23 protein-coding genes are annotated in these 26,854 nt (G+C 53.2%); 11 read left to right on the forward strand and 12 right to left on the reverse strand.

Going from position 1 to position 26,854, the window contains the following annotated elements; all coding sequences use genetic code 11:
- Positions 1-2 precede the first annotated feature (2 nt).
- Genes ACIDF8_RS07185 through ACIDF8_RS07195 form a run of 3 tightly spaced genes read right to left on the reverse strand, consistent with a single transcriptional unit; the run spans position 3 to position 2,052 of the window.
- On the reverse strand, positions 3-1,229 hold the full coding sequence (locus tag ACIDF8_RS07185) for an NAD(P)/FAD-dependent oxidoreductase (RefSeq protein ID WP_412009936.1): 1,227 nt from the start codon (positions 1,227-1,229) through the stop codon (positions 3-5).
- Positions 1,230-1,264: 35 nt separating this feature from the next.
- Positions 1,265-1,696: a beta-lactamase hydrolase domain-containing protein gene (locus ACIDF8_RS07190; RefSeq protein ID WP_412009937.1), complete on the reverse strand. Its 432-nt coding sequence runs from the start codon at positions 1,694-1,696 to the stop codon at positions 1,265-1,267.
- Positions 1,697-1,734: 38 nt separating this feature from the next.
- Positions 1,735-2,052 (reverse strand): metalloregulator ArsR/SmtB family transcription factor, encoded by a 318-nt coding sequence (locus tag ACIDF8_RS07195; RefSeq protein ID WP_412009938.1) that lies wholly within the window; start codon positions 2,050-2,052, stop codon positions 1,735-1,737.
- Between the two features lie 245 nt (positions 2,053-2,297).
- Here ACIDF8_RS07195 and ACIDF8_RS07200 point away from each other — a divergent pair, with 245 nt between their 5' ends.
- Positions 2,298-2,963, forward strand: a complete 666-nt coding sequence (locus tag ACIDF8_RS07200) for a Crp/Fnr family transcriptional regulator (protein WP_412009939.1) — start codon at positions 2,298-2,300, stop codon at positions 2,961-2,963.
- Positions 2,964-3,091: 128 nt separating this feature from the next.
- Entirely contained in the window at positions 3,092-3,688 is a 597-nt protein-coding gene (locus tag ACIDF8_RS07205) for a glycine zipper 2TM domain-containing protein (protein WP_412009940.1), read from the forward strand.
- Between the two features lie 45 nt (positions 3,689-3,733).
- Here the strand turns inward: ACIDF8_RS07205 and ACIDF8_RS07210 are convergent, their stop codons facing one another.
- The 3 genes from ACIDF8_RS07210 to ACIDF8_RS07220 all read right to left on the reverse strand — a co-directional run bounded on the left by ACIDF8_RS07210 (position 3,734) and on the right by ACIDF8_RS07220 (position 5,908).
- A complete protein-coding gene (locus tag ACIDF8_RS07210) occupies positions 3,734-4,279 on the reverse strand; it encodes a Smr/MutS family protein (RefSeq protein ID WP_412009941.1) in 546 nt (181 codons plus the stop codon).
- A gap of 60 nt (positions 4,280-4,339) precedes the next feature.
- Complete coding sequence (gene trxB, locus ACIDF8_RS07215; protein WP_412009942.1) at positions 4,340-5,290, reverse strand: thioredoxin-disulfide reductase; 951 nt, start codon at positions 5,288-5,290, stop codon at positions 4,340-4,342.
- A gap of 153 nt (positions 5,291-5,443) precedes the next feature.
- On the reverse strand, positions 5,444-5,908 hold the full coding sequence (locus tag ACIDF8_RS07220; RefSeq protein WP_275356895.1) for a Dps family protein: 465 nt from the start codon (positions 5,906-5,908) through the stop codon (positions 5,444-5,446).
- 109 nt (positions 5,909-6,017) lie between these two features.
- On the opposite strand from ACIDF8_RS07220, the gene ACIDF8_RS07225 reads away from it, so the two are divergent.
- The 7 genes from ACIDF8_RS07225 (at position 6,018) to ACIDF8_RS07255 (ending at position 12,974) form a co-directional block, all read left to right on the forward strand.
- Positions 6,018-8,333, forward strand: coding sequence for a DNA translocase FtsK (locus tag ACIDF8_RS07225; protein ID WP_412009943.1), 2,316 nt, complete (start codon positions 6,018-6,020; stop codon positions 8,331-8,333).
- Entirely contained in the window at positions 8,326-8,949 is a 624-nt protein-coding gene (lolA, locus tag ACIDF8_RS07230) for an outer membrane lipoprotein chaperone LolA (protein ID WP_412009944.1), read from the forward strand. Before ACIDF8_RS07225 ends, lolA begins: the two co-directional genes overlap by 8 nt.
- Before the next feature lie 25 nt (positions 8,950-8,974).
- The gene (locus ACIDF8_RS07235) at positions 8,975-10,285 is read left to right on the forward strand and encodes a replication-associated recombination protein A (RefSeq protein ID WP_412009945.1); all 1,311 of its coding nucleotides are present in this window, start codon (positions 8,975-8,977) and stop codon (positions 10,283-10,285) included.
- Between the two features lie 39 nt (positions 10,286-10,324).
- The gene (locus tag ACIDF8_RS07240; RefSeq protein WP_412009946.1) at positions 10,325-10,501 is read left to right on the forward strand and encodes a GxxExxY protein; all 177 of its coding nucleotides are present in this window, start codon (positions 10,325-10,327) and stop codon (positions 10,499-10,501) included.
- A complete protein-coding gene (locus ACIDF8_RS07245; protein ID WP_412009947.1) occupies positions 10,441-10,692 on the forward strand; it encodes a GxxExxY protein in 252 nt (83 codons plus the stop codon). Before ACIDF8_RS07240 ends, ACIDF8_RS07245 begins: the two co-directional genes overlap by 61 nt.
- 40 nt (positions 10,693-10,732) lie before the next feature.
- Positions 10,733-12,007, forward strand: a complete 1,275-nt coding sequence (serS, locus tag ACIDF8_RS07250) for a serine--tRNA ligase (RefSeq protein WP_412009948.1) — start codon at positions 10,733-10,735, stop codon at positions 12,005-12,007.
- A gap of 448 nt (positions 12,008-12,455) precedes the next feature.
- On the forward strand, positions 12,456-12,974 hold the full coding sequence (locus ACIDF8_RS07255) for a hypothetical protein (RefSeq protein WP_412009949.1): 519 nt from the start codon (positions 12,456-12,458) through the stop codon (positions 12,972-12,974).
- 173 nt (positions 12,975-13,147) lie between these two features.
- On the opposite strand, the gene mltF is transcribed toward ACIDF8_RS07255, so the two are convergent.
- On the reverse strand, positions 13,148-14,626 hold the full coding sequence (mltF, locus tag ACIDF8_RS07260) for a membrane-bound lytic murein transglycosylase MltF (RefSeq protein ID WP_412009950.1): 1,479 nt from the start codon (positions 14,624-14,626) through the stop codon (positions 13,148-13,150).
- A 39-nt stretch (positions 14,627-14,665) separates the two neighbouring features.
- Positions 14,666-15,337 carry a ribose-5-phosphate isomerase RpiA gene (rpiA, locus tag ACIDF8_RS07265; protein WP_412009951.1) on the reverse strand — a complete coding sequence of 224 codons (672 nt, stop codon included), beginning with the start codon at positions 15,335-15,337 and terminating at the stop codon, positions 14,666-14,668.
- Between the two features lie 157 nt (positions 15,338-15,494).
- Between rpiA and mfd the strand changes: the two genes are divergently transcribed.
- Positions 15,495-18,887, forward strand: a complete 3,393-nt coding sequence (gene mfd / locus ACIDF8_RS07270; RefSeq protein ID WP_412009952.1) for a transcription-repair coupling factor — start codon at positions 15,495-15,497, stop codon at positions 18,885-18,887.
- Positions 18,887-19,504, forward strand: a complete 618-nt coding sequence (locus tag ACIDF8_RS07275) for a DedA family protein (RefSeq protein ID WP_412009953.1) — start codon at positions 18,887-18,889, stop codon at positions 19,502-19,504. Before mfd ends, ACIDF8_RS07275 begins: the two co-directional genes overlap by 1 nt.
- Positions 19,505-19,618: 114 nt before the next feature.
- On the opposite strand, the gene ACIDF8_RS07280 is transcribed toward ACIDF8_RS07275, so the two are convergent.
- The 4 genes from ACIDF8_RS07280 to ACIDF8_RS07295 form a co-directional block, all read right to left on the reverse strand.
- Positions 19,619-19,813 (reverse strand): hypothetical protein, encoded by a 195-nt coding sequence (locus tag ACIDF8_RS07280; protein WP_412009954.1) that lies wholly within the window; start codon positions 19,811-19,813, stop codon positions 19,619-19,621.
- A gap of 159 nt (positions 19,814-19,972) precedes the next feature.
- Positions 19,973-20,632 (reverse strand): NAD(P)H-dependent oxidoreductase, encoded by a 660-nt coding sequence (locus ACIDF8_RS07285; RefSeq protein ID WP_412009955.1) that lies wholly within the window; start codon positions 20,630-20,632, stop codon positions 19,973-19,975.
- Positions 20,633-20,641: 9 nt separating this feature from the next.
- Entirely contained in the window at positions 20,642-24,019 is a 3,378-nt protein-coding gene (locus ACIDF8_RS07290; RefSeq protein WP_412009956.1) for a UvrD-helicase domain-containing protein, read from the reverse strand.
- Positions 24,016-26,787 (reverse strand): PD-(D/E)XK nuclease family protein, encoded by a 2,772-nt coding sequence (locus ACIDF8_RS07295; RefSeq protein WP_412009957.1) that lies wholly within the window; start codon positions 26,785-26,787, stop codon positions 24,016-24,018. The genes ACIDF8_RS07290 and ACIDF8_RS07295 overlap by 4 nt, the downstream gene beginning before the upstream one ends.
- Positions 26,788-26,854 lie beyond the last annotated feature (67 nt).

The raw sequence follows: 26,854 nt of genomic DNA on the forward strand, positions 1-26,854 counted from the left end.
CCCTAGCCACAGGCCCCGCATCTCGCCAGCCATTCGCGGCCTTTGAGCATCAAGTGCCAATAGACTTGAGGTAACAGGTATTTCTTGAGCCACCAGGCTGAGCGTCGGGGTTGGGTAGAGTCCCAGGGGAAGGTCGGTACGATCTTGCCTCCATAGCCAAATTCGGCAAGGATGATTTTGCCTTTCTCAACGGTCAACGGGCATGAGCCATAACCGTCATACCGCGAAGGCAAGCCCACGCCTGCGCGTGCTGCCAACAAGTTTTCGGCCGCAATCACCACTTGTTTGCGGGCTGCCGCAGCGGTTTTGGCATTCGGGGTGCTGGTGCAGTCGCCCACGCCAAAAATCTCCGGGTAGCGCACATGTTGCAAGCTGTGCTGATCCACTTCCACCCAGCCATCCGCATTCGCCAAAGGACTTTGCTTGATAAAGTCCGGGGCGGTTTGTGGGGGGACTACATGCAGCATATCAAACTGTTCGCTAATGCGTTGCACATTACCCTCGGCATCCTTGATGTTGAACCATGCGGTTTTGCTGGCGCCATCTACCTCTACCAGCGTGCTGCTTAGATGCAAATCAACCTGATAGCGGCGGATATACTGCATGAGGGGTTCTACATATTCTTTCACGCCAAACAAAGCCGGTGTGGCGCTGTAAAAAGAGGCTTTGATGTTGCCTAGCCGTCCCTGGGCTAACCATTCGGCACAAGAAAGATAAAGCGCTTTTTGCGGGGCTCCTGCACACTTGATCGGCATGGGAGGCTGGGTGAAGAGGGCTTTGCCGGACTGTAGTTGCTGTACCAATTGCCATGTATAAGGGGCGAGGTCAAAGCGGTAGTTGGAGGTCACGCCATGTTTACCCAAAGTTTCGGGTAAGCCTTTGATACCCTCCCAATTGAGTTTAAGGCCAGCGGCAACCACTAGTTGCTGATATTGAATCTTGCCCAGGCGGTCAGTGCTGACTTGTTTCTGTTCAGGTTCAAAGCCGGTCACGGCTGCATGCAGCCAGGTGACACCGTTGGGGATACAGTCCGCCATGGGTCTGACTGTCTTCGCCACATCAAACTCCCCCGCGCCTACCAGGGTCCAGGCAGGCTGGTAATAATGGTGCTCTGCGGGCTCTATGATGGCGATTGCCAAAGCGGCATCGCGTTTTTTCAGGCTGGCGGCAATGGCGCAACCCGCCGCGCCGCCACCGACAATCACAATATCAAAGTTGGTTTTTTGCATGGTATGAAACAGTCTTCCCAGATGGATTTGTATGCTTACTCTTTGAACCAGCCTTTAACTTTGTCCAGCAATCCTTCTTTGGTTTCTGCTGGGCCACAACAACACGCAGGTTTGCCTGCTGTATTCGTTACCGGGGATTGTAAAGCCTGCTGATAGACGGTATTGGCACGGTTGCCGGTACGGCAAAATCCCACCACTGGTCCGGGGTGGGCAATCAGCAAGGCTTGCAATTGTGCGACATGCTGGGCATTGACTTGATTGGGCAAGACGGGAATATGCGCGTAAGCCATGCCCAGTGCTGCTGCATGTGACGCCAATGACTCGCTGGTGGGCTGGGCGTCGCCGCCCTCGCCATCAGGCCTAAAGTTGACTACCAGTGCCGTGCCCTGTGCGGCTAGCGCATTTAAATCCTTAGGCGTGAGTTGGTCGCTAATGGTGTAACGTTGGTCGATCTGTTTGAGATTCATGATTCATTCCTTGGCAATGATGCAGGCAGCCTGCCGGATTATTTGCAAAACTCGCGGTGTAGTACCAGGATGACGGCGAGTGCGGCAGGGCTTCCTATGCGGTAAAACACATTTTTACCTTCGCGGCGGGTGCTCACCAGTTGCGCTTCGCGCAACACGGTTAATTGTTGTGACAAGCTGGGTTGCCTGAGATTCAGGCAAGACTCCAATTCGCTGACCGATTTTTCGCCCTGGGACAGTTGGCAGAGCAGCATTAATCGGTCGGTATTGGCCATGGCCTTCATTAACTGACTGGCTTGATCGGCCGAAGCCCTTAGCTGATCAAACAGATCCACCGCAATCTCTGAAGTTTGCATATTACCCCTTGCATAAGCATCAATTTTTTATTTTCTTTGTACGTTGAAATTCAATCATAAACCTGTTGTCACAGATTGTGTACGCTTTAACACTTATCTGTGCATGCAGTAGAAGAGGGATGTGGCGGTTCAGCAGCCTAAAAATGGCATTAAAATCAAACTATGATAAAGTGAAGCGCACAAAATAAAAAATGCTGGCTGCTATGCAGTCAGGACAAACAAAATGAACGAATGGGGATAGTTGGATGATGCAATCATTGGCTTGGATCAGTCAGTTTCCAGAACTGGAAGCACTGGAAGATGCTGCTAAAAAGCTGGTTTCGCAATACGCGCGTATTGTAGAGGCGCCAGTGGGGACGATCGGTTACCGCGAAGGTGACCATTGTGGCGGCTATGTGTTACGACTAAAAGGCCGCTCACGGGTATACAAAATGTCAGCCAGTGGCCGTGAAATTGTGCTTTACCGGGTCGGTGCCGGGGAAACCTGTGTCATTACAACGACCTGCCTGTTAGGCAACAGTCAATATCCTGCTTCTACGGTGGTCGAAGATGAGATCCAGGATGTGATTATCCCGGAAGCCGTTTTTCATAAACTCATGATCGATTCGCCAGTATTCAGGCAATACGTCATGCAAAACTATGGCGCGTTGATCAGCGACCTGATTGTGTTGCTGGATGAAGTCGCCTTTCAGACGCTGGATGCACGCCTGGCCAAATGGTTGCTGGATATGGGTAATAACACCATACAGCGGACACACCAGCAGATCGCAGACGAATTGGGCACGGCACGCGAAGTGATCAGCCGCCAACTCAAGCGCCTTGAGCAAAAAGGCTGGTTGACCATGGGCCGCGGCGTGATTGAAATCCAGCAACGCGGCGAATTGCTCAAGCTGGCCAATAGCAATCAATAAGCGTTCTGTATCGGCACGGATACAAAATTTCGCGCGCGGGACAGCGACAGTACGTCATCGTGGCCGCAAAGCTGCACGTTAATCTCATCAACTGCCACATGCAGTGTGAATGATAGAGAGGAAATAACGTGCGTAAAACGATAGGGTTAAGTGTTGTGATGTTGCTGGCAAGCCAGGCTGCGTTTGCCGATGCCGAGTATATTGACCGGGCGCGAGTACTATCGGTTGCCCCCCAGGTGCAGCAAGTGAATCAACCGCATCAGGAATGCCGCACTGAATATATCAGTGAAAGCGTTTACCAGGCCCCTGCGCGATCAAACACGGGCGCTATTATTGGGGGCGTGGCGGGTGGTTTACTGGGCAGCACCATCGGCCAAGGCAGTGGTCGGGTGGCTGCCGCCGCTGTGGGTGCAGGTGTGGGCGCGATTGTCGGTGACCGCGTGGATAACCAGGCTCCCTATGGGAATGAACGTGTAGTCACACGACCAGTGCAACAATGTGTCATGGTAGACCAATGGCAAACCGTGACCACAGGTTATTTGGTGAATTATGAATATCAGGGTCGCCAGTACTCTACGATGATGGACCGCGACCCCGGACCCACTCTGGAAGTGGCCGTCCTGATCAGGCCAAATATCGCACAGGTGCAGACTATGCCAGCCGCTGTCTACAGTCCGGCTGCCATGAGAGGGCATGGCCCGCGCCACCACCCACAATATTGGTAATTTTTGATTGAGAACCATCACGCGTTGCCAGAAATGGCAGCGCGTTTATGCTTTGAGCAGCACAATCACTGCGCCGCTGCCGCCATCGTTGGCTCGTGCTTGCGCATAGGCAATCACTTCATCTTTTTGCATCAGCCAATTGCGTAATTTGTGTTTAAGCACAGGTTCTTTATTGCGTGAGCCCAGGCCTTTGCCATGCACGATGCGCACGCAACGCAGCCCCCGCTTTTTACAACCGGCAATAAATTCCGAGACTGTGACCCTGGCCTCATCACTGACCAGGCCATGTAAGTCGATATGCGCTTGCACCACCCAATGACCGCGGCGCAGCTTGCTTAACACAATGGGGGACTGGCCTTCGCGCAAATACAGTAATTCTTCGCCGCTTTCGAGTTCGTAGGCCGGGATGTAATGGTCGCTTAGCGAATCAATCAGCGCCTGTTTTTCATCGCGGATCAGTTGGCGTGGAATGGGTTTGGGTTTTTTGGGGGAATACGAGACCCGGTTGGTTTTGACCGGACGCGCACCTTTCACTGCTTCGTAAAACAGGGAGACGTCATTTTCGTCATTGTCCGGGAGTTCTTGCGACATAGGCCGATTTTAAAATAAAAAAGCGCACCGGGGTGCGCTTCTTTAAGATTAGCGATGGATTTATTCCAAGCTGGTCAGGTAGCGCTCAGCATCCAGGGCGGCCATACAACCAGTGCCGGCACTGGTGACTGCCTGGCGGTAAATATGGTCTTGCACATCGCCCGCGGCAAATACACCGGGGATGCTGGTGGCCGTGAAATTGCCTTGGCGGCCTGCCTGGGTGACGATATAACCGCCTTCCATCTCCAGCTGGCCTTCAAAGATTTGCGTATTCGGTTGGTGACCAATGGCAATAAACACGCCTTTAAGGGTGATGTCCTTGGTGGTGCCAGAATTGACGTCTTTCAGGCGCATGCCCGTCACACCCGTGTTGTCACCAAGCACTTCGTCCAGCGTCTGGAAAGTTTCCAGGACGACCTTGCCTTCTTTGACGCGTTCCATCAGTTTATCCACCAAAATGGCTTCGGCCTTGAATTTATCGCGGCGGTGAACCAGCGTGACCTTGCTGGCAATATTAGCTAAATACAGCGTTTCTTCCACGGCCGTATTGCCGCCGCCGACCACAGCCACTTCCTGGTTACGGTAGAAAAAACCGTCACACGTGGCGCAGGCAGAGACGCCCTTACCGGCAAAGGCTTCCTCGCTGGGCAGGCCCAGGTATTTAGCAGAAGCACCGGTGGCAATAATCAATGCGTCACAGGTGTATTCACCGCTGTCACCCACCAACCGGATCGGTTTTTCTTTGAGGTGCGTGGTATGAATGTGGTCAAAGATCATCTCGGTGTTAAAGCGTTCGGCGTGCTGTTGAAAACGCGCCATCAGTTCTGGCCCCATCACGCCGTTGGCATCCGCAGGCCAGTTATCAACTTCGGTCGTGGTCATCAGTTGACCACCTTGGGCGAGGCCGGTAATTAATACCGGGTTCAGGTTGGCGCGGGCCGCATAGACAGCTGCCGTGTAGCCAGCCGGGCCAGAGCCAAGAATCATTAATCGGGCGTGTTTTGTTGCCATGGTGAGAATTCCATTCAGGAAAGTTATTTTTACTTAGATGGGGATGACCATGCGTTTTTAAATGGCCATCGCCCAGGCACGAGCAAAATCTAAAAGAATTTTACTGATGTTTGAAAGAATGCTAGGGATTATTTTCCCAGCACGCTCCTCAAATTATTTTTCTAATAAGCTACGCAGCATCCATGCAGTCTTTTCATGCACTTGCAGGCGCTGGGTCAGCAGATCAGCAGTGGCTTCATCAGAGGCTTTGTCGGCAGCCGGGAAGACGCTACGTGCTGTACGGCAAACTGCTTCGTGACCCGCGACCAGTTCACTGATCATGTCGTTGGCTTTCGGCACGTCCACGGTTTCTTCAATCGAAGTCAACTTGGAGAATTGAGCGTAAGTACCTGGCGCATACACACCTAATGAGCGGATACGCTCAGCGACCAGGTCGACAGCCAATGCCAGCTCTGTGTACTGTGTTTCAAACATCAAATGCAAGGTATTGAACATCGGACCGGTGACGTTCCAATGAAAATAATGCGTTTTGAGATATAGCGTGTAGGTATCTGCCAGCAGCTTGGACAAGCCTTGCGCGATTTCCTGGCGGTTTTCATTGTTAATTCCGATATCCATGAGCTCTCCTTGTGAGTGATTAGGGTATTTTAGAACCTCGTTCCCCTGTCTGCAATTTGATTTTGCTATAATCATTTAAGTTCACTCTTGCAGAGAAAGAGACAACATATTGTTTTTTAATAAGAAAAAAGCCGCGAATGTCCGTCTGGAAAAAGTCTCGACAGAAAAACAGCTGCGTGACGCCAAGCTCATCCGTGAGGTGGCCTGGATTGCGCTGGCCGCGCTCGGCGTTTTTTTAGCGGTGATTTTGCTCACTTACTCACATGAAGATCCAGGTTGGACACATGCGGTGGGCGAGAGCGACCGTATCCATAATGCGGGTGGTACAGTAGGCGCTTGGATGGCTGATATTTTTCTGTCTCTGTTTGGATTTTCCTCCTGGTGGTTTGTGGTGTTGGCCTTTTTTGTGGTGTGGCTGATGTATCAGCGCCTGCACCAGAATGCGGCCGAAAAACAGGATTGGTGGCTCAATGCCGTCGGCTTTGCCTTGATGCTGCTCGCCTCTGCAGCATTGGAGTCTGGGCATCTGGTGAGTTTGCCTGCTGATTTTCCACTGAAGCAGGGTGGGGTGATCGGCAGTGGCATCGACCATTTGCTGCGCAATATGTTTGGTTTTGCCGGCTCGACCATGTTGTTGCTGGTGTTGTTCGCCACGGCCTTTAGCCTGTTTACTGGCTGGTCGCTGATCACCATGAGTGAGCGGCTCGGTGAGTGGGTGATCCAGTGTTATCAATGGAGCGTATTGAAATATCAGGACTGGCAAGACCGTCAAGTTGGCCGCCAGGTGTTGCAGGCGCGTGAAGAGTTTGTCGAGGCGGAACGCAAACGCATCGAAGACCGCAAGCCGGTGGAGATTACTGTGCCTGAGGTTGCCATCGCGCCAAGTGAGCGCGTGGTCAAAGAGAAACAGGCGGTGTTGTTTGAGGTCATAGAGCAGGAAGGCCTGCCGCCGCTGCATTTGCTGGATGCCCCTAACCAGTCGGTGGAGTTGCAGTCGGCCGAAACACTGGATTTCACCTCGCGCCTGATTGAGCGCAAGCTGATGGATTTTGGCATTGAGGTTAAGGTGGTCACCGCGCAACCCGGGCCGGTGATTACACGGTATGAGCTGGATCCGGCGCCCGGTGTCAAAGGCAGCCAGATCACTAACTTGTCTAAAGATTTGGCGCGAGCCTTGTCCGTGATTAGCGTGCGGGTGGTCGAGACGATTCCTGGCAAGAGCTATATGGGGCTGGAGATCCCTAATCCAAAACGGCAGATCGTGTCACTCACCGAAATCATGGGTAGCCAGGCTTATGCCGATTTGAACTCGCCGCTGGCAATTGCCATGGGCAAGGACATTGCGGGTAAACCGATTGTGGCCGACCTGGCAAAAATGCCGCACGTGCTGGTCGCTGGTACGACCGGCTCTGGTAAATCCGTGGCGATTAATGCGTTGATTTTGAGCTTGTTGTATAAGTCTGAAGCCAGCCGCGTCCGCATGATCCTGATTGACCCTAAGATGCTGGAATTGTCTGTGTATGAAGGCATTCCGCACTTGTTAGCGCCGGTGGTGACTGATATGCGGCAGGCTGCCAACGCATTGAACTGGTGTGTGGCCGAGATGGAGCGTCGCTACAAGCTGATGTCCACACTGGGCGTACGTAACTTGGCCGGGTATAACCAGAAAATTCAGGAAGCGAAAAAACAAGGGACTTCTATTCCGCATCCGTTTAGCCTAACCCCGGATGAGCCGGAGCCGCTCGATGAAATGCCTTTGATTGTCGTCGTCATCGACGAGCTGGCTGACCTGATGATGGTGGTAGGCAAAAAAGTCGAAGAGCTGATTGCGCGTCTGGCCCAAAAAGCGCGTGCATCCGGGATTCACCTGGTGCTGGCGACCCAGCGGCCTTCTGTGGATGTGATTACCGGCCTGATTAAAGCCAACGTGCCGACACGTGTCGCTTTCCAGGTATCAAGCAAGATCGACTCGCGTACCATCCTTGACCAGATGGGGGCGGAAACCTTGCTCGGCCAAGGGGATATGCTTTACCTGCCACCCGGCAGCGGTTACCCGCAACGGATTCACGGTGCCTTTGTCAGTGATGGTGAAGTGCATAATGTGGTTAACTTCCTCAAAGCGCAAGGCGAACCAAACTACATTGAAGGCATTCTCACCAATGAGACCGAAGGCGGCGACATGGATAGCCTGGGTGGGGGCGATGTGAGCGCAGGCGGTGAAAAAGACCCGCTGTATGACGAAGCGGTCGCGATTGTACTCAAAACCCGCCGCGCTTCTATTTCATCGGTGCAGCGTCAATTGCGTATTGGCTATAACCGCGCGGCGCGCCTGATAGAAGATATGGAACGTGCCGGACTGGTCTCTGCCATGCAAACCAATGGCAACCGTGAAGTACTCGTGAAAGCCGGAGGAGACCATGAATAAACGCTTTACCAGCCTGCTGCTGGCATTATTTACCCTGTGTGTGATTTCAACTGCATTCGCAGATGGAGTCGAGGATTTAAAACAGTTCTACCAGAGTACGCACGCCATGCGTGCTAACTTCAAGCAGACCGTGTTCGACCAGAAAGGCCGCAAGTTGCAGGAAGTGAATGGCGTCATGCTGCTGCAGCGCCCCAATAAATTCCGTTGGGATTATCAAAAGCCCTATGAGCAGCAAATCATCAGCGATGGCCGCCAGGTATTTTTGTTTGATGTGGATTTGCAGCAAGTCACGGTGCGTACGGTCGATAAAGTATTAGGCACGAGCCCCGCAGCCTTGCTCGCAGGCGGGCCCAATGTAGAAGAAAGCTTCCGTCTCAGCCGTTTACTCGACTTTGAGGGCATGCAACGCGTACAGGCCAAGCCGATACAAAAAGATAGCGGTTTTCAGGTAGTGATCATTTCATTCAGCCAAGGCAAACTGGCAGAGATGCGGCTGGTTGATTCTTTCGGGCAAAGCACGCATATCGTGTTTTCAAATGTGGAAGTGAACCCCAACCTCAACGCCAGCCAGTTTCTATTTACTGTTCCCAAAGGGGTGGATGTCGTTGGCGAATAGCCAGTGGCCCCTTCCATGAGTCGACATGTCATCGCTGTTTGAACCACAAACCCCTTCCAGTATCCCGCTCGCCGAGCAGTTGCGCCCCAAAACACTGGACGAAGTGGTCGGGCAAACACATTTGCTCGGCGAGGGTAAGCCGTTGCGGCGCGCGTTTGAATCCGGCAAGTTGCCTTCCATGATTTTATGGGGGCCACCTGGGGTCGGTAAAACCACGCTCGCCCGGCTGATTGCGCAAACAGCGGATGCAGAGTTTGTCCCGTTGTCTGCTGTGTTGTCAGGCATTAAAGATATCCGTGAAGCGGTTGAGCGCGCTGAACTCACCTTGCAACAAACCGGGCGCAACACCATCCTGTTTGTCGATGAGGTTCACCGTTTTAACAAAGGGCAGCAGGATGCTTTTTTACCTTATGTCGAAAGTGGCCTGATCACCTTTATTGGCGCTACCACTGAAAACCCCTCGTTTGAAGTCAATAGCGCCTTACTGAGCCGGGCGCAGGTGTTTGTACTTAATGCGTTAAATGAGACAGAACTGGCGCAACTCCTAGAGCGTGCCCGCTTAAAAGTCGCCCCAGCTGTTGCGATAGACGAAACGGTGCAAGAACAGGTACTCGCCTACGCCGATGGCGACGCTAGGCGCCTGCTGAATTTTGCCGAAGGCCTGTTTAACGGCGCCATCGCAGCCAAAGTCGATCGCATCGATGAATCGTTCTTGCAGTCCACCATGGCCAGTAAGCTGCGCCGCTTTGATAAAGGCGGCGAGGCCTTTTATGACCAGATCTCGGCGCTGCATAAATCCGTACGCGGCTCTAATCCAGATGCCGCTTTGTATTGGCTCATGCGAATGCTCGATGGCGGCGCTGAACCGCTCTACCTAGCCAGACGTATTATCCGTATGGCGTGGGAAGACATTGGCCTGGCAGACCCACGCGCTATGCAGATTGCCAATGATGCTGCTTTAACATTTGAGCGCCTGGGTAGCCCTGAGGGTGAACTGGCCCTGGCTCAAGCCGTGATTTACCTGGCGGTGGCGGCCAAAAGTAACGCCGGCTATATGGCTTATAACCAGGCCAAAGCCTTTGTTGCGCAAGATAAGTCCCGCACCGTGCCGCTACATTTGCGTAATGCCCCCACAAAACTCATGAAGTCACTGGATTACGGCAAAGAATACCGTTACGCCCACAATGAGCCTGAGGCTTATGCCGCGGGTGAAAACTATTTCCCCGACGATTTAGCACCGCAACAGTTTTACCAACCCACGCCACGCGGTTTGGAAGGTAAAATAGGCGAAAAATTACAGCACTTGAAGGAACTCGATAAAAAGGCTAAAAAATAATTTAGCCACAGAGGACACTGAGGGCACAGAGAAAATCGAATGGACGATTTGACGGGACAGATTATTGGGGCGGCCATTGAGGTGCACCGTGAACTAGGTGTAGGGTTGCTAGAGTCTGTTTATGAAAGTGCACTTTGTTATGAGCTTGCGTTGCGTTGCGTAGCATTGCATATCAACGTCAGGTTGAAGTGGATGTGCGCTATAAAGATGTGGTGATTCAAGGCCAGCGGCTTGATTTACTGGTACAAGGCGAGGTTGTGGTAGAGCTGAAAGCGCAAACAAAGCTGCCTGATTTTGCCTATGCTCAACTGATTTCATATTTAAAATCGACAGGCTTGAAGCGTGGCCTGTTGATTAATTTTGCAGAGCCTAAACTGGTCAACGGAGTTAAGCGGGTTTCTCTGTGAACTCAGTGTCCTCTGTGGCTAAAAAATTAAGAAAGAACTTATGTTAGACATACAACAACTTAGAAATGATTTGGATAATATTGTTGCCCGTTTGGCGGCACGCAAATTTGCTTTTCCGGCAGAAGAATTTAAAGCGCTTGAAGCCCAGCGCAAAACCATTCAAACCAATACCGAGAATCTGCAAGCCAAACGCAATGCGGCTTCCAAGCAAATCGGCATCGCCAAATCCAAAGGCGAAGATGCCAGCGCAATTTTGGCCGAGGTTGCTGGTTTAGGCGATGAGCTGAAAGCGGCTGAGGCGCAACTCAGCGAAGTGCAAGCGAGCATGCTCGCGCTCATGCAAAACGTGCCGAACCTGCCGCACGAGAGCGTGCCTGTTGGTCAGGATGAAAGCCAAAATATCGAGGTTCGCCGCTGGGGTACGCCACGCCAGTTTGACTTTGCCGTCAAAGACCACGCGGATGTCGGTGCGCCATTAGGACTGGATTTTGATACTGGTGCCAAACTCTCAGGTGCGCGTTTTACCTTTATGAAGGGCCAGATTGCTAAACTGCATCGCGCCATCGCGCAATTTATGCTGGATACGCAAACCGAGAAACATGGTTATACCGAGTGCTATACACCGTACATGGTCAACCGCGAGACCTTAGTCGGGACCGGTCAATTGCCCAAGTTTGAAGAAGATTTGTTTTCTACGCCACACAATGACAGCAAGCTCTATTTGATCCCGACTTCTGAAGTCACGCTGACCAACACTGTGCGTGACGAGATCGTGGCGCAAGACAGCCTGCCGATCAAACTGACAGCGCATACGCCCTGTTTCAGATCAGAAGCAGGGTCTTATGGTAAAGATACCAAAGGCATGATCCGTCAACACCAGTTTGATAAAGTCGAGATGGTGCAGATTGTCCACCCCGACAACAGCTACCAAGCGCTGGAAGAAATGGTCGGCCACGCCGAGGCGATTTTGCAAGCGTTGGAACTGCCATACCGCGTGGTCTCATTATGTACTGGTGACATGGGCTTTGGTGCCGCGAAAACATACGACCTCGAAGTCTGGCTGCCCGCACAAAATACCTACCGCGAGATTTCATCTGTTTCTAACTGCGAAGCCTTCCAGGCGCGCCGCTTACAAGCGCGCTTCCGCAATGCCAATGGCAAGCCTGAGTTGTTGCATACCTTGAATGGATCTGGACTGGCCGTTGGCCGTACTTTGGTGGCAGTGCTGGAAAATAACCAAAATGCCGATGGCACAGTGAATATTCCTAAAGCGCTGCAACCTTATATGGGCGGCAAAACTTTACTGAGTCTTTAGTTTTGAGAGGGCTAATCTGTCACTCCTAAACGACAATGGCATAACAGATGTATAAATTAAAGGCTCGCAGAAATGCGGGCCTTTTTTATCATCATCTGGTTTCTATTAGTAAGGCTTGCTTTAGTTCAGAGGCGCGTGAAGTTTTTTTGAAAATAGGCTATAAGCGATTGTGTTGTAAGGTATATACGAATTAGTATTTTTAACATGAAATCTTTTGTTGTCATTAGGATTGCTAATTAACCCAATCTATTGGCATTATTGGGTAGTAGCTGACGCTAAAGTATCGTCGTAAACCGATAATAAAGAAACCTGATAATAGTTTTCGAGATTCTTGGACTGTCGCACCGTATTAAAAATAAATGCCAAACCACAGAAAACGATCACGGATAATGCTAGTTAATTGCAAACGAGGGGGCGCTTAGAGCAAACTCAAAAACTGGAATAGGTGATGAAAGAAAATCCAAATTTATCAAAATTGATAAACTATGTTAAGGGTAATGTAATTATCCAAAAATTGATCTGGACAATATTTTTGCTGTGGTTTTGCTACGTTCCTGAGGTGCGGTTAGACCTGCAACATTCATACGTAAAAACAGGTTATTTAGTACTGTCAGGTTCTCGCAATGGATCATATCACTTGTTTAATGGTAAAGCGGTATGTGAGGCCATGACTGCAATAGGCTGTGAATCTGGATTCAGAAGAAATAATGAGCTTAAAAATGTTGAAGATGGCAGAACTCCGATTGAGCTGACTTTTGCTCCAAATGTTGGAAATGCACTGAATAAAAGTGACATTGTTGTAGAGATTAAAAGAGATGGGCAGCCATTGCCAGGTTACACAACTAATGAGATGGCGAAGCATATGAACGCTTTTTGGACGCGATATCTATTCTCGATAATTATTTTTACTTTCTTTTTTCCATTAATTCTTTTTCCTGATTTACTGAAATATTTTCAAAGGGGATAGGCATAGCACTTAGGTCTTGTTTAGCGTTCTCAGGAAGTAGCTGGACCATGTTTCCATGTTTAGTAACGGCACTTGAAAATAACCCGATGGTATGGTGAATATTCCTAAAGCACTGCAACCGTATATGGGTGGTAAAACCTTGCTGGCGTTGTAATCCGTCTAGTTTCGCAAACTTAAGATGCCCTGGCCAACAACCAGGGCATTTTTATGTCTGCAATTTTGTATGGGTCTACGCCAGGATCGTAAGGCGGAAAGTATTTTTGCATGATCTGGTAGTAACTTCTGACCAGCTCGGTATAAATGACCGGGGCGCCGCAGCTGCAATAGCCGTGTTTGGCATTGACATAGTGATTCGGGTCATTGAGCAGTTGGTAGCCGCGTTTAACATCCGCCCAGCTGTCGGGGTTGAGGCCCAGGCGTTGCGCGATGATGCGTGCATCTTCCAGGTGGCCGACACCGTTATTGTAGGCAGCCAACGTCATAAACGTACGGTCAGGTTCAGGAATGCGGGTAGGCAGGCGGTCTTTCATCCACAGGAAAAACTTGGCGCCCGCCATGACGCTTTGCTTGGGATCCAGCCGATCGGTGACGTTCATCATGTTGGAGGTTTGCTCGGTGAGCATCATGAGTCCGCGCACATTGGTGGGTGAGGTGCTGTAGTTGTCCCAATGCGATTCCTGGTAGCTGAGTGCAGCCAGCAGGCGCCAGTCAATGTCAGTGATTTCCTGGGCATTTTTAAACAGCCGGATATATCTTGGTAGCAAGGTCTGCGATTTGGTGAGGAAGGTGACGACGTCGACCGGTTTTAAGCGTTTGGTATGACCGTGGTAGCGGTCTATCAGGTTACGCAATACGCCATTTTTTTCGATCTGCTTGAAAAAAGCCTGTACTTGTTTGAGCCGTGCTTCGCCATGCAGTTTATTGAGCGCCCAGGCAATTTTGTCGGCCTGGCCTAGCATCATGCCGGCATCCAGTTGCGGATAGTTGTATTGCAAGATCGCTAGCAGGTGGTTATCTGCCACGGTAAAGTCGATCTCATTGCGGGCTACCGCTTCGATCAGTTGCTCCGAGCTCATCTTGTCGGATTCTTTCCAGGTCAGGCCTGGATGTTTGGCTTGCAACTCGCGCATGCGCTCAACAAAGCTGGTGCTTTTAGGCAGCACAATGCGTTTGTTTAATAGCGCGTTGGCTTGATTCGGTTCGCCGTTTTTGTCACGGTTAAATACCACCATCGACTGCACCTGGTTAAATGCGGGGCCAAACAACACCTGCCGTTTGCGTGCAGGGGTGATGCTAATGTCAGCGGCGGCAATGTCGGCATCGCCTTTGAGTAGGGTAGGGAATACTTTGGAGAAGCTGTCTACGACCACGAATTCGAGTTTATATGGCGGCCCTAAAAACTCGACAAAGCGTTTGGCCAGGTCGTATTCGAGGCCAGCGTAATTGTTCTGGCTGTCGATAAAATAGGTGCTTGGACTATTGATGGTGACAAACCGGATAGTGTATGGGTCTGGTTTGGTTTTGGTGCGTGCAGCGGGTTTGGTGTCGCTGTGGTCGCTACAGGCGGTCAGGCCTAAGCAGAGCAGACATAGGCTAGCCACACACAGCAAGGCTTTCAGGCACATGGCGCGAACCAAAGGAGAGGGCAGCATGTGGATTAACAAGCAGCTGGATCAGAAATCGCCGGCCAATTAAACCCGCGTGGCGATCTGGCCTTGATCTGCAATCAGGATGGTGGTCGCCAGTTTGGCAAAAATACCGTGTTCTACGACACCGGGAATATTATTCAGCATGGCATTGAGCTGGTGTGCATCTGTGCCAGCCTCAAACCGCATATCGAGCACCAGGCTCCCATGGCTGGTCATGCACAAGCCGTCTTTGGCCACGTTTTGACGTAACTCTCCCGTGCCGCCTATGGCTTCAATGCTACGCTTGGCGGTTTGCCAGGCAAACGGCATGACTTCAATCGGGATCGGGTAATTCTGGCCAATATGCGGCACCAGCTTGCTCTTATCTGCCACCACAATAAACTGTTTGGCCGCCTTGGCCAGCAGTTTTTCCATCACCAGGTCGTAGCCACGGCCTTTGAGCAGGGTATTGTCGGGCGTGATTTCATCTGCGCCATCTACATATAAGTCAATTTGGCTGAGCTGTTGCAGGCCGAGCACAGTCAAGCCAGCACTTTGCGCCTTGATCATGCTGACCGTAGAGCTGGCCACGGTGGTAATGCGCAGGCCTTGCTGCTGGCGTTGCGCCAATGCTTCAATAAAGTAATTAGCGGTAGATCCTGTGCCCAGGCCTACGATCATATCGTCTTTGACGTAGCTGGCAGCTTCCAGCGCGACGGCTTGTTTGTCATTCATCTTTATCATCTCCGTGCTGGGGTCATACATTTTAATCGCTCGGGCGCCTAGGGTGTCATTGCATGACAGCCAATCGACGCTTGCAGTTATAATAGCAAACTCGGCAGATTCGCCAACAAATACTCATCTAACCTGAGCAATAAGAGTCTAATTTTTTATGGCAGTTTCATTCCCCGTCATCGGGCATCCGCAGCGCTTTTCTTTTCAAAGTCAGGGCCTGGATAGTCAGGCATTAGCCGAGCTGGCTTGTGGTTTAAAAGCAACAAACACGCCTTTGGTGGTCTTAACGGCGAGTGCGTTTGAAGCACAGCGGCTGATGGATGAAATCCCATTTTTCGGCAAAGAGATTGCCGTGCATCTGTTGCCAGACTGGGAAACGCTGCCGTATGACGTGTTTTCCCCGCATCCTGACTTGACCTCCGAGCGCCTGGCAACCTTGTATCAACTGAGCCAGAACCAAAGCAATGTAGTGATTGTGCCAATGGCGACCGCATTATTGCGCCTGCCGCCAGTGGCATACCTGGCAGCGCATTCGTTTATGATCAAAAAAGGCCAAAAGCTGGATGTGGAAGCCTTGCGCAATCAGTGTGCGCAGGCCGGTTACCACCATGTGAGCCAGGTGATGGCACCGGGTGAGTTCAGCGTACGCGGCGGATTGGTGGATTTGTTTCCCATGGGCAGCGCCTTTCCCTACCGCATCGATCTGTTCGATGACGAAATCGAAACCATACGCACGTTTGATATCGACACCCAGCGCAGCGTCTATCCGGTGCCCGAAATCCGCATGTTGCCCGCACGCGAGTTCCCGATGGATGAAGCGGCGATTACGCGCTTCCGTAGCCAGTTCCGCGAATATTTTGAGGGCGATCCGCAGCGCGCCAAAATATACAAGGATGTGAGCAAAGGCACGCCAAGCGGCGGGGTCGAATGGTATTTGCCGCTGTTTTTTGAGCAGACGGCTACGTTATTTGATTATTTGCCTGCGCAAACAGTGCTGTGTTTGCATGGAGACCTGGACAAGGCCGCACAAACATTCTGGGCCGATGCCAGTACGCGTTACCGCCTGATGGCAAATGATGCGGAAAAGCCCATCTTGCGCCCGGAAACACTGCTGCAAAAAGTCGATGAATTTTTTAAGCGCACGCATGACTTCGCCTTGGTCACGCAGCAAATTGCCCAGCAAACCGTTTTACCGCCTGTGGATGTAGACCGCCGCGCCGAGCAGCCTCTGCATAAGCTGCAAGCCTTTATCCAACAGTTTGACGGACGGGTATTGATTGCCGCCGAGAGCCTGGGTCGGCGTGAGACCATTGCACAACTGTTCAGCGATCACGGCCTGAGCTTTTCACTGGCTGAAGATTGGGCCGGGTTTGCGCAATCCAATTTTCCGGTCATGCTCGGCGTGGCGCCTTTACATCAAGGTCTGGTGGATACTGATAAGGCAGTCATTACCGAAGCTGAACTGTATGCCAGCACGGTACGCCAGCAGCGCCGTCGCAACCAGGAAAAAGCGCGCAATGCCGAAGGCATGCTCAAAGATTTATCCGAGTTACGTATTGATGATCCCGTGGTACACGAGCAGCATGGGGTAGGGCGCTACAAGGGCCTGGTGAATATTGATTTTGGTGAGGGCGAAACCGAGCTCTTGCTGATTGAATATTTTGGCGATGACAAGCTGTACGTGCCTGTCTCGCAATTATTCCTGATTTCGCGCTACTCCGGCGGGCCGCCTGAAAGTGCGCCTTTGCATCGCCTTGGCAGTGGACAATGGGACAAAGCCAAGAAAAAAGCCCTTAAGCAAATCCGTGATACTGCGGCTGAGTTGCTTAATTTATATGCACAACGCGCTGCGCGCAAAGGCCATGCGTTTACCTTAGGGCTGCATGATTACGAAGCCTTTTGTGAGGGCTTCCCGTTTGAAGAGACGCCAGACCAGCTGGATGCCATCGAAGCGGTCATCAAAGACATGCAATCTGGCCGCCCCATGGACAGGCTGGTGTGCGGCGATGTTGGCTTTGGCAAAACCGAAGTAGCGTTACGCGCTGCATTTGTTGCGGTAATGGGCGGCCGCCAGGTAGCGGTGCTGGTGCCAACCACCTTGCTGGCTGAGCAGCATTACCAGAATTTTGTCGACCGTTTTGCCGAATGGCCGATCAAGATTGCCGAAATCTCGCGCTTCCGTACTGCCAAAGAGCAGGCCGAAGCACTCAAGGGGCTGGCCGATGGCAGCATAGACATCATCATTGGCACCCACCGGCTCATCCAGAAAGACGTCAAATTCAAGAATCTGGGCCTGGCGATTCTCGATGAAGAACACCGTTTTGGCGTGCGGCAAAAAGAACAGATGAAAGCCCTGCGTGCCGAGGTGGATGTGCTGACGCTGACCGCCACGCCGATTCCGCGTACGCTCAGCATGGCCATGGAAGGTCTGCGTGAGTTCTCAGTGATTTCTACGCCGCCACAAAAACGGCTGGCCATTAAAACCTTCCATACGCCGTATTCGGACGGCATTATCCGCGAGGCGGTGATGCGTGAATTCAAGCGCGGCGGCCAAGTGTATTTCCTGCATAACGAGGTGGATACCATCTATGTGATGAAGGAAAAACTGGAAAAAATCGTCCCCGAAGCCCGTATTGCCATCGGCCACGGCCAGTTGCGCGAGCGTGAGCTGGAGCATGTGATGCGCGATTTTTACCAGCAACGCGCCAACCTTTTGCTGTGTACCACCATTGTCGAAACCGGCATCGACGTGCCGACTGCCAACACCATGATCATCAACAAGGCCGATATGTTTGGCCTGGCGCAATTGCACCAATTGCGTGGCCGCGTCGGCCGCAGCCACCACCAGGCTTACACTTATCTGCTGACGGATCCGCACCGCAATATCACACCGCAAGCGCAAAAACGGCTGGATGCGATTCAGCTGCTCGAAGATCTGGGTGCAGGCTTTCACCTGGCCATGCATGACCTTGAAATCCGTGGGGCCGGTGAGTTGCTGGGTGACAGCCAAAGTGGCGAAATGCAGGAAATAGGCTTTAACCTATATTCAGAGATGCTCAATCACGCCGTCAAACAGCTCAAGGCCGGCAAAGAGCCCGATCTCGATGCGCCACTGGGGGTGACCACCGAAATCAACCTGCATACGCCCGCCTTGCTGCCCAACAACTACTGCCCGGATGTGCATGAACGGCTGGTGATTTATAAGCGCCTGGCCAACTGCGAAGACGACGATGCACTGGATGCCATGCAAGAAGAGCTGATCGACCGTTTTGGCCTGCTGCCTGAGCCTGGCGAGGCCTTGATTGCCTGCCACCGCCTGCGCATTGCCGCCAAGCCGCTGGGCATCATCAAAATTGATGCCTCGGATGCAGCGATACAATTGCAATTCAACGTCAAAGCCGATCTTGATCCGCTGAAACTGATCAACCTATTGCAACGCGATAAACGCTGCCGCATGAACGGGCCGGATAAATTACGTGTCACCGTGCAACTTGGTAACCTCAATCACCGTGTAGAATTAGTGAAAACCCTTTTGAAGGAATTTATGTAATGTTAGAAAAGTTTGTTGCTGCCGTGGCGGGCTGGATTATTGCCGTGATTGCCAGCATGGGCTATGGCGGTATTGTGTTGCTGATGGCGATTGAGTCCGCTTGTATCCCGTTACCCTCTGAAATCATTATGCCGTTTGCCGGATTCCTGGTCAGTAAGGGCGATTTAACGCTGTGGGGTATTGCGCTGGCAGGCGCTGTCGGTTGCGTCGTCGGCTCGATCCCCGCTTATTACCTCGGCATGTATGGCGGCCGTCCGCTGGTTGAAAAATTTGGCAAATATGTGCTGATCAGCAAAAAAGACCTCGACATGGCGGACCGCTGGTTTGCAGATCATGGTGAAATCATTATTTTTATTGCCCGCCTGTTGCCCGCCGTGCGCACATTTATCGCTTTCCCGGCCGGGGTGGCGCGTATGAACATGACGCGGTTTGTGGCTTATACTTTTGTCGGCTCACTGATCTGGTGCTGGGTGCTGGGGTATGTGGGCATGAAAGCCGGTGAACATTGGGAGGATTTGAAAGTGTACTTCCATGAATCCCACTACGTGATTGCGGCCCTGGGCGTGGTGTTTTTAGCTTGGTATGTGCGTAGACACTTTAAAAACGAGGCGGCGTAATCCGTCACCTGCTGAGCTAAATGACTCGGCGGTTTTGGGAGCATGATTAAAAATAAAAGGCCGTTTACCGGCCTTTTATTTTAACTGTATGGTTAACAGATTAAGCAAGCCAGATCATGCAAGCATGGTCTCTGCGTCCGAACTGTCAGCCTGATCATCCTCCGCAGAAGCGATCGTGTCCAGTGTGACAGTCAGGTCTGCATGCGCAACCACACGCTCAAAAGCCAAATAATCTGTCGTCGCGTGCGCAACCACGCTTGCCAACATGAACACACTGCAAGCGAGCATATTTTTAAATACTGATTTCATCCGTCACCCCTTTGATTTATTTTGAAATCAGACTGTATCAAAGGGTGGCAAGTCATTTAAATAGCCCTTTAAGGCCAATGCTTGAAGCGTCGTCCTGCGTGAACAATCAAGGTGTCAATGCGTACTGTTCAGCAGGGGTATCCAACGCTCCAAGTAGGCTCACTTCCAGGTGACTACCTGCGCCATGGCTCGGCGTGTTTTTGCTTTGGGCTCAAGCTTGCGGTAACCAAAGGCGACCATATACGCTAATCCGTATTCTTGCAGGTTGACACCAAATTGCTCGGCCAGCAAGGCATCGGTTTCTTTCTGTTTAAAGCCTTCAATCGGGCAGCTGTCTATGCTGCGCATAGCGGCGACGGTCATCATATTGGCCAGCGCGATGTAGCATTGCTTGCTGGCCCAATCAAACAGTTTGCGTTCATCTGTGAGGTCGAAGTCAGATTGTTGAAACTGTTTGTAAAAGCCCAGCCGCATCTTGGCGATGTCATCCGGGTGGTGCTGCACTTCACGCATGAATTGTGGCAGGTACGGGCTGTCGGCGTCCAGAAATGGCGACTTCATCGCTAGGCACAAGACAAAATGGCTAGCGGTATCCAGTTTGAGCGGCGCGCCCCAGGCATGCTGCTTAAGGCTTTCGCGCAGGGTTTTATCTTGCACCACAATAAAATGCCAGGGCTCAAACCCGAATGAGCTGGGTGAGAGACGGGCAGCTTCGAGAATCAATTCAAACTCTTCTGCAGGAATCTGTTTGCTGGCATCAAATTCTTTACAGGCATGGCGGAAGTGAAAGGCATCGAGAATGGCTTGTTTTTCTATCATCGTCTTTCCTTAAATGGTTTCCACAGGCACGAGCTGGCCTGCGCTTAAAAATAAAATGGCTGTTTTGATCGGCAAGCCTTCGCTCGCAAATAATTGGGCATAAGCAGCCAGTTGCGGTTTGAAGACTGCGGCTAACTTGGATAAGTCATCATCCGCGCTGACGGGGGCCGATTTATAGTCGACGATCCAGCGTACGCCATTAGCCACAAAAGTACGGTCTATGACTCTTTTACTGGCGGCCAGTTGCTCAATCGCCAGTTCAGAGGCTGCTTGTGGATGCGCCGTGAGTACCCAGCGTCCTGCTTCTGATTGTAGCGTGGTGGTGAGTAGCGCAGCCACTTGCTGGCTGGCTGGCACGGCGTCGGCCGGCAGATAACCTTGTTGTGCAAACCAGCGTTGCATGGCTGCCAGCAATGACTGACAGCCCGTGCTGACATGGGCTGCCCAAGCCGCCAAACCTTGCTCTGCGATCAGTTGCAGGTATAGGTGGGCCAGCGTGCCAATCTCTGCTTCAAGTTTGCTGACCGTGCTGTCCGTGGCGGCAGGCGCATAGCCTACCGTCATGCCTTCTGTCGTGCTTTTCAATACTGCGGGGCTGGCAGCCTCAGTCAGCCGGATCAGCTTGGGCACAAACTGCCGGATATCGGCCTGTTGACTTTGTTGCGGGTAACGGACCACGATATCTTGTTCGTGATTAAAGTGCGCATTCACGGCTGGCCAGAGCAACTGTAAAAAAGTATTTTTACGGGGTTGCGGGTCACCATTTTTGTCCGGCTTGGCAATGCCTAGTAAATGCAGCTGCCGCTCGGCGCGGGTGGCGGCGACATACAGCACACGGGCGTCTTCATAGGCCGCACGGGTTTTGTCGAGGTCGTTAAGGTAGTCGTAGGGTGTGACACCCGTTTGCTGCCGCTTGAGGGCTGTGGGCACAAACGGCGCCGCGACCAGCGCGATGTCTCCGTCTGCGGTCGTGACTTCCTCCCAGATCACCAGCTTGGCGTCATCGGGCGGGTTGCTGCCATCCAGGCCAGGCAGGATCACGGTGTCAAATTCCAGCCCCTTGGATTTGTGGATGGTCATGAATTGCAAGCGGGGATCGGCTTTGGCATCCGGCGCGGCATACAGTTTTTTCACATCTTCGGCCAGGCTTTGCGGGCTGAACTGACCATGTTGCTCGAGCGAGGCAATACGGGCAAAAAATGCCTGCACGTCCTGTACATCGTTTTCGTTCCATAAACAGTGTGCGCCGCCTAGCCGTAACCAGGTATTGTGCACCCAGCGGCTGGTGCTGCTACGGGAACGCCATTGCAGGGCGGTTTGCATGACCTCGCGCACATGCAGGGCGCGGGTCTGGCCATCCGCACTCAGGCGAGCCATGACCTGCGGATCTTCGAGCAGGCTCATGACGCTGCGTTGACCGTCCTGGCCGATCAAGGCATGCAGGTCGGCCAGGGTCAGCCCACACCACGGTGCGCGCAGCAAAGCCAGCCAATGCACACGGTCAGCGCGCTGGTGCAGGGCGTAGGTCAGGGTCAGCAGGTCTTGCACAATCTGGCGGTTCGCCAGTTCTTCAATCTCTACTGCCTGAAAGCTCAATTCGGCATGGTTGCGGCGCATTTCGGTGACCAGTGCATGCAAGTGCTTGCGCGCACGTACCAGCACGGCAATAGTGGCATCTGGTTGTTCGGCCCGTGTCTGCTGGATAATGCGGATAATCTGCTCGGCCTCGAGGCGGCGCAGGTCTGCCGGTTCTTCCTCTTCATGTTCGCTCACTGGTTGGATCAGCGGATGCACAAACACACCCTCGCCAGTCAGAGAGGGGCGGGTAGCGACAAAGGGCCGGTAAGCAATCGCGCCTTGCTGCGGGGCATCCTCAGACGGCAGCATGCCTTTAAAGGTCTGGTTGATCCACTCGACCACGGTCGGACACGAGCGGTTATTGCGCCAAAGCTTGAGCGGCGTCAGTGGAGTATCGCCGATGCCGAATTCAGCCGCATTCAAAAACAGGCCGACATTAGCTTTGCGGAAGCGGTAAATCGACTGCATGGGATCGCCCACGGTAAACAGGGTGCGGCCATCCCCGGCTTGCCAGCCACGGGTCAGCGCTTTGAGCAGGTCGATCTGCATCGGGCTGGTATCTTGAAACTCATCCACCAGCAGGTGCTGAATGCGGTAGTCCAGCCGCATGGCCAGCTCGGTTGCTTCGCCACCTTCCACCAGCGCTTGCAAGGCGCGCTGGGCGATCTCGACAAAGTCGACTTCGTTTTGCGCCTGAAAGTGCAGCCAGAGCTGGGCCGCGGCAATATTCAACAGCTGGCTTAAGTCTGCAATCAGCGCCTCGTCACGGGCATTGGGGTCTGGCAGCATGCGGATGCGCGCCAGGCTGGTTTCTGCGCGGCGTGCTTGTGCCAGGCCGTCCAGAATCTCGGTCAAGGCCTCCTTGTAAGGCTTGGCTTCGTCGGTGGCGGGCAGGCCCATGTTTTTATCCAGTCGTTTGCGTAGGCCACCCGAACTGGTCAATAACAACTCGGCCAGGGCGCGCCAGATTGGCAAATCGGCCAGGCTGGGTTGCAAGGCTATTTGCCAATCACCTAGTGGTGCGAGGGGGTGCGTGTCTGGGAGTTGACTGGCGGCATAGCGTGCAATCGGCATCAGCGCCTGTTGCAAGCGGGCTGGCAGATACTGGTGAATCTGTGCCAGCTCGGTTTCAATCAAATGGACCAGTGCCAGTTGCCCCGACAGGGTATGGCCGGTTTGGCTGTGATGCAGCCATTGTTCACGTTTAGCCAGCATGGACATGAGCAGTGCTTCCAGTCTGGACTGGTCATTATCCATATAGCGCAACACTCGCCGCACCGGTTCGCCCAGCTCAGGCTCATCCATGCTTTGCAGCGCCAGCCCGGCGGCTTCGCGGTAATAAGGCCAGGCATCTTCCGTCACTGCCGGTTGCGTACCAAAGCGGCTCAGCAAAGGCATTTGCCGCGCCAGGTTGGCACATAAGGAGTCTATGGTGTAAATACGCAAGCGGGCCGGACTATGCAGTAATTGCCAATTGAGTGCGGCCGAGCGCTGCAAAGCCTGCTGGCCCAGGGTAAAGGTGATTTTCTTATGCGCAGCTTCAGGGGCTACACCAGCGGCCGCCAGCAACAGGCTATCCAGAATCCGCACACGCATCTCTGAGGCTGCCTTGTTGGTAAAGGTGATGGCGATAATTTCTTCGGGCGCTTGTACGGTTTGCAGCAATTTGAGAAAACGCTGGGTCAGTAACTCGGTTTTGCCCGCGCCTGCCGGGGCCTCGACGATAAAGGACTCCAGCGCCAGCGCGCGTTCACGGTTGGCGGCATCCAATGCCAGCGCCTCAGATAAAACAGTTTCTGCTGGCATCATGCGGCACCTTTTGATTGCAAGAGGCCAGATTGCAAGAGGTCAGATTGTAAGTGCTCAAACTGCAGTTGCCGCTCAGGTAACCTGAGCAAAGGCAACACATCGCAATAATCCAGATCTTGTTCCGCCTCAAACAGCACCGCCGCCTCGCCCGCCTTGAGCGATTGCGCAGTCAGCGTGATTTGCGTGTGCCAGTGCTGCAGAATCGACGGCCAGTCGGGAAAGTCTGCCGGGTCAAACAATTTGTTTTTTTCGTGATTAAAAGCTTTGACGCCGGGCACAATATCCTCTTCGGCGGCGACGCCGGCAAACCCAGCATCAGTCAGGCGCAATTTGCCAAAACAGACGGCCGCAATTTCGGCATCCTGCAAAATAAACGCCGCATAAATCGGCAGTTGTGGTTCGGTGATTTTATCGCTGGCCCAGTTTTTGGTGTCAGGCATGCTGCCGGTTTTGTAATCAATCACCACCAGGCGGCCATCTGCCAGCGTATCCACGCGGTCTATCACCAGTTTGACCTGGATGCCTTCAATCAGCGGCTTAAAGGTTTTTTCAACCAGTGATACGGTAAACGGTTGCATGCGCTCGCGTTCGACTTGCAGCAGCCAGGTCAGGGCGAGTTTGCTCAGGCGTTCGGCTTCCAGCTGGCAAAAAATCTCTGTAAACGGCTGTGAAAACTCGGCATTGAACTCGGCCATGACTTGTGCAGCAAGGGCGTCCAGCTGGCTTTTCAAAGCTTCTTCAGTGCAGCTTTGCCAGTCCTCGCGCGGCTGTTGCCAAAAGGCCGCCATCACGCGGTGGATCAGGTCGCCGCGCTGCATGACATCCAGCCCGTTGTGCGGCGTCTCCAGCTTGCGGGCCTTGAGTCGGTATTGATAAAACGCCCACGCCGGGCAAATGGCTTGCGCACGCAGCAGGCCGGTGCCGCCGCTCACATGTTCGCCTTCTTGCACGGGCGGGGCCTGGTGGTCGTCCAGCCATTGCCAGTGCTCGGGCTGGCTGGTGGCCAGGGTTTCTGCCAGGGTGGCGACCCCGGCACTGGCAGCGGCTTCGGTGATGTCTTGAATCAGTGGGCTGATGCGCAACAGGCGGTCACCTTCTTTTTGTGCATAAGAAAAAATGACCTGGTGCGCCGTGCCTAACAGGCGCTGATGAATCTGGCTGGCAAAGGCGATTTGTACCTCGCTGCTGGCATTCGGCGTGCCTGCCTGCCGTTGTAGCTCGGCTGGGATCAAAGCATTGGTGCGCGACAGCGGGGGCCATACATGGTCATTCATGCCCATCACCCACACCCCGTCCAGCGGCTTGGCACTGGCTTCCAGCATGCCCATGACAGTAAGGTTGGGTTGGCGCACCGTCTGTGGTTGAAAAATCTGCGCCTGGCATAATTGTGTCAGCCGCTGGATAGCGGTGGTGGCCGGGATAGGTCCCAGCCAGGCATCGAGCGCGCCGAGTTGCGCCATGACCTTGTAAAACGCTTGCTGGCACTGGTATTCATGGCTGGACAGGGTGCGCTCGCCTGGCCAGTGGGTGGCGGTGAGCAGGGCCGTCAGGCTATTGGCCCAGGCTGAAGGCAGTTGCTTGGCGGGCAGCTGCCTGGCTGTGGTCAGCAAAGTGTTTAAGTCCTCGACTAGGGCCGGACTGTGAATGGCGTATTCATCTTGTTGCTTGCGGGTAATAAACCGCGCAAAGGTGCTGGTTTTCAATTGCAACGGCAACTGGCGGCGCATCTCGGCGTCCAGCGCGGCGCGCGCATCGGCTTCAAACAACGCTTGTGACCAATACACATCCGCTAGCAGTGCCGACAGCTCGGTTTGTGCCAGCGGCGTGTGTTGAAACGCCAGCCGCAACAGGCTTAAGGCCGTCGTGACCAGTGGCCAGCGCGTCAACGGGGTGCCCAGCGAAAACTCATAACAGCGGGGCATTTCAGCATGCGCAGGATGCAAGGCTTCAGGATGAAAGGTGTCATCCAGCAGGTTCGCCAGCGTATCGCGCACGGCTTCCAGGTCTGGCACCACGATGGCCAGCCTCGCCTGCGCGTGGCTGCTCAGTATCTGCTTGGCCCAATATACGGCAGCGCGCATTTCGTCCAGGCTTTCAGCAAAAGCCATGCGTTGCACCTGCTGCGCGCTAACGCGATGCTCAAATGGCTCTACAGTCACACCTGCGGCTTGCAGCGTGTCAATCAGGCGTTGCAAATGCGGGTTGATGCGGTCAAACCCGGCCAGGGCAATACGAGCTGGCAACTGCAACAAACCCTGTTGCAGTTGTGACAATTGCCAGGCTTGGTAACGCACGCCCTCCAGGTAGCCACTTTGTTTGCATAACACCTGGAATTGCTGGCGCCACTGCATGAACTGGCGGGTTTCCTCACTGGCCGTGTCCATATCCAGGCTGATATTCCACTCAATCAGGTAGCGGTTCGCCTCCATCGCCGCGCTGGCGAGGCCATTGGTGTTTAATAAATCGAGGTGGTCATGCTGACGCAGGCAATGCTGAATCGCTTGTTCCCACAGCAGCGCTTCCTGGGTTGAGGAAAGCATGCCTGCCGGGGCATCTGCCACGGCAATGCGGCCGCATAAAATGGCTTGCTCCGTGAGCTGGTGCAGCCAGTCTTGCAGCGGGAACACCTGTGGCGCCTGCCATTGCGACAGCCCTTGCTGCTGATAGCTGGACGATAACCATTGCCGGATCCCTTGCGCCAGGCGGGCCGAAGCACAGAGGATGGTCGCCGCTGGTGTGGATGAGGGAGGGAGGAAAGCGCTAGGCATGTTCAGCAAAGTGTCATTAACCAACAGCCCATTTTATAAGATAATGTCCTTTTCGGGCAGCTCTAAT

The organism is Methylophilus sp. 3sh_L (genome assembly GCF_046766015.1).
Classification (GTDB): Bacteria; Pseudomonadota; Gammaproteobacteria; order Burkholderiales; family Methylophilaceae; genus Methylophilus.

Excerpts from the sequence above, each read along its gene's own strand:
- ACIDF8_RS07185 (WP_412009936.1), bottom strand. The coding sequence starts at position 1,229 with ATGCAAAAAACCAACTTTGATATTGTGATTGTCGGTGGCGGCGCGGCG.
- ACIDF8_RS07190 (WP_412009937.1), bottom strand. The coding sequence starts at position 1,696 with ATGAATCTCAAACAGATCGACCAACGTTACACCATTAGCGACCAACTC.
- ACIDF8_RS07195 (WP_412009938.1), bottom strand. The coding sequence starts at position 2,052 with ATGCAAACTTCAGAGATTGCGGTGGATCTGTTTGATCAGCTAAGGGCT.
- ACIDF8_RS07200 (WP_412009939.1), top strand. The coding sequence starts at position 2,298 with ATGATGCAATCATTGGCTTGGATCAGTCAGTTTCCAGAACTGGAAGCA.
- ACIDF8_RS07210 (WP_412009941.1), bottom strand. The coding sequence starts at position 4,279 with ATGTCGCAAGAACTCCCGGACAATGACGAAAATGACGTCTCCCTGTTT.
- trxB (WP_412009942.1), bottom strand. The coding sequence starts at position 5,290 with ATGGCAACAAAACACGCCCGATTAATGATTCTTGGCTCTGGCCCGGCT.
- ACIDF8_RS07220 (WP_275356895.1), bottom strand. The coding sequence starts at position 5,908 with ATGGATATCGGAATTAACAATGAAAACCGCCAGGAAATCGCGCAAGGC.
- lolA (WP_412009944.1), top strand. The coding sequence starts at position 8,326 with ATGAATAAACGCTTTACCAGCCTGCTGCTGGCATTATTTACCCTGTGT.
- ACIDF8_RS07235 (WP_412009945.1), top strand. The coding sequence starts at position 8,975 with ATGTCATCGCTGTTTGAACCACAAACCCCTTCCAGTATCCCGCTCGCC.
- ACIDF8_RS07240 (WP_412009946.1), top strand. The coding sequence starts at position 10,325 with ATGGACGATTTGACGGGACAGATTATTGGGGCGGCCATTGAGGTGCAC.
- serS (WP_412009948.1), top strand. The coding sequence starts at position 10,733 with ATGTTAGACATACAACAACTTAGAAATGATTTGGATAATATTGTTGCC.
- ACIDF8_RS07255 (WP_412009949.1), top strand. The coding sequence starts at position 12,456 with ATGAAAGAAAATCCAAATTTATCAAAATTGATAAACTATGTTAAGGGT.
- mltF (WP_412009950.1), bottom strand. The coding sequence starts at position 14,626 with ATGCTGCCCTCTCCTTTGGTTCGCGCCATGTGCCTGAAAGCCTTGCTG.
- rpiA (WP_412009951.1), bottom strand. The coding sequence starts at position 15,337 with ATGAATGACAAACAAGCCGTCGCGCTGGAAGCTGCCAGCTACGTCAAA.
- mfd (WP_412009952.1), top strand. The coding sequence starts at position 15,495 with ATGGCAGTTTCATTCCCCGTCATCGGGCATCCGCAGCGCTTTTCTTTT.
- ACIDF8_RS07275 (WP_412009953.1), top strand. The coding sequence starts at position 18,887 with ATGTTAGAAAAGTTTGTTGCTGCCGTGGCGGGCTGGATTATTGCCGTG.
- ACIDF8_RS07280 (WP_412009954.1), bottom strand. The coding sequence starts at position 19,813 with ATGAAATCAGTATTTAAAAATATGCTCGCTTGCAGTGTGTTCATGTTG.
- ACIDF8_RS07285 (WP_412009955.1), bottom strand. The coding sequence starts at position 20,632 with ATGATAGAAAAACAAGCCATTCTCGATGCCTTTCACTTCCGCCATGCC.
- ACIDF8_RS07290 (WP_412009956.1), bottom strand. The coding sequence starts at position 24,019 with ATGATGCCAGCAGAAACTGTTTTATCTGAGGCGCTGGCATTGGATGCC.
- ACIDF8_RS07295 (WP_412009957.1), bottom strand. The coding sequence starts at position 26,787 with ATGCCTAGCGCTTTCCTCCCTCCCTCATCCACACCAGCGGCGACCATC.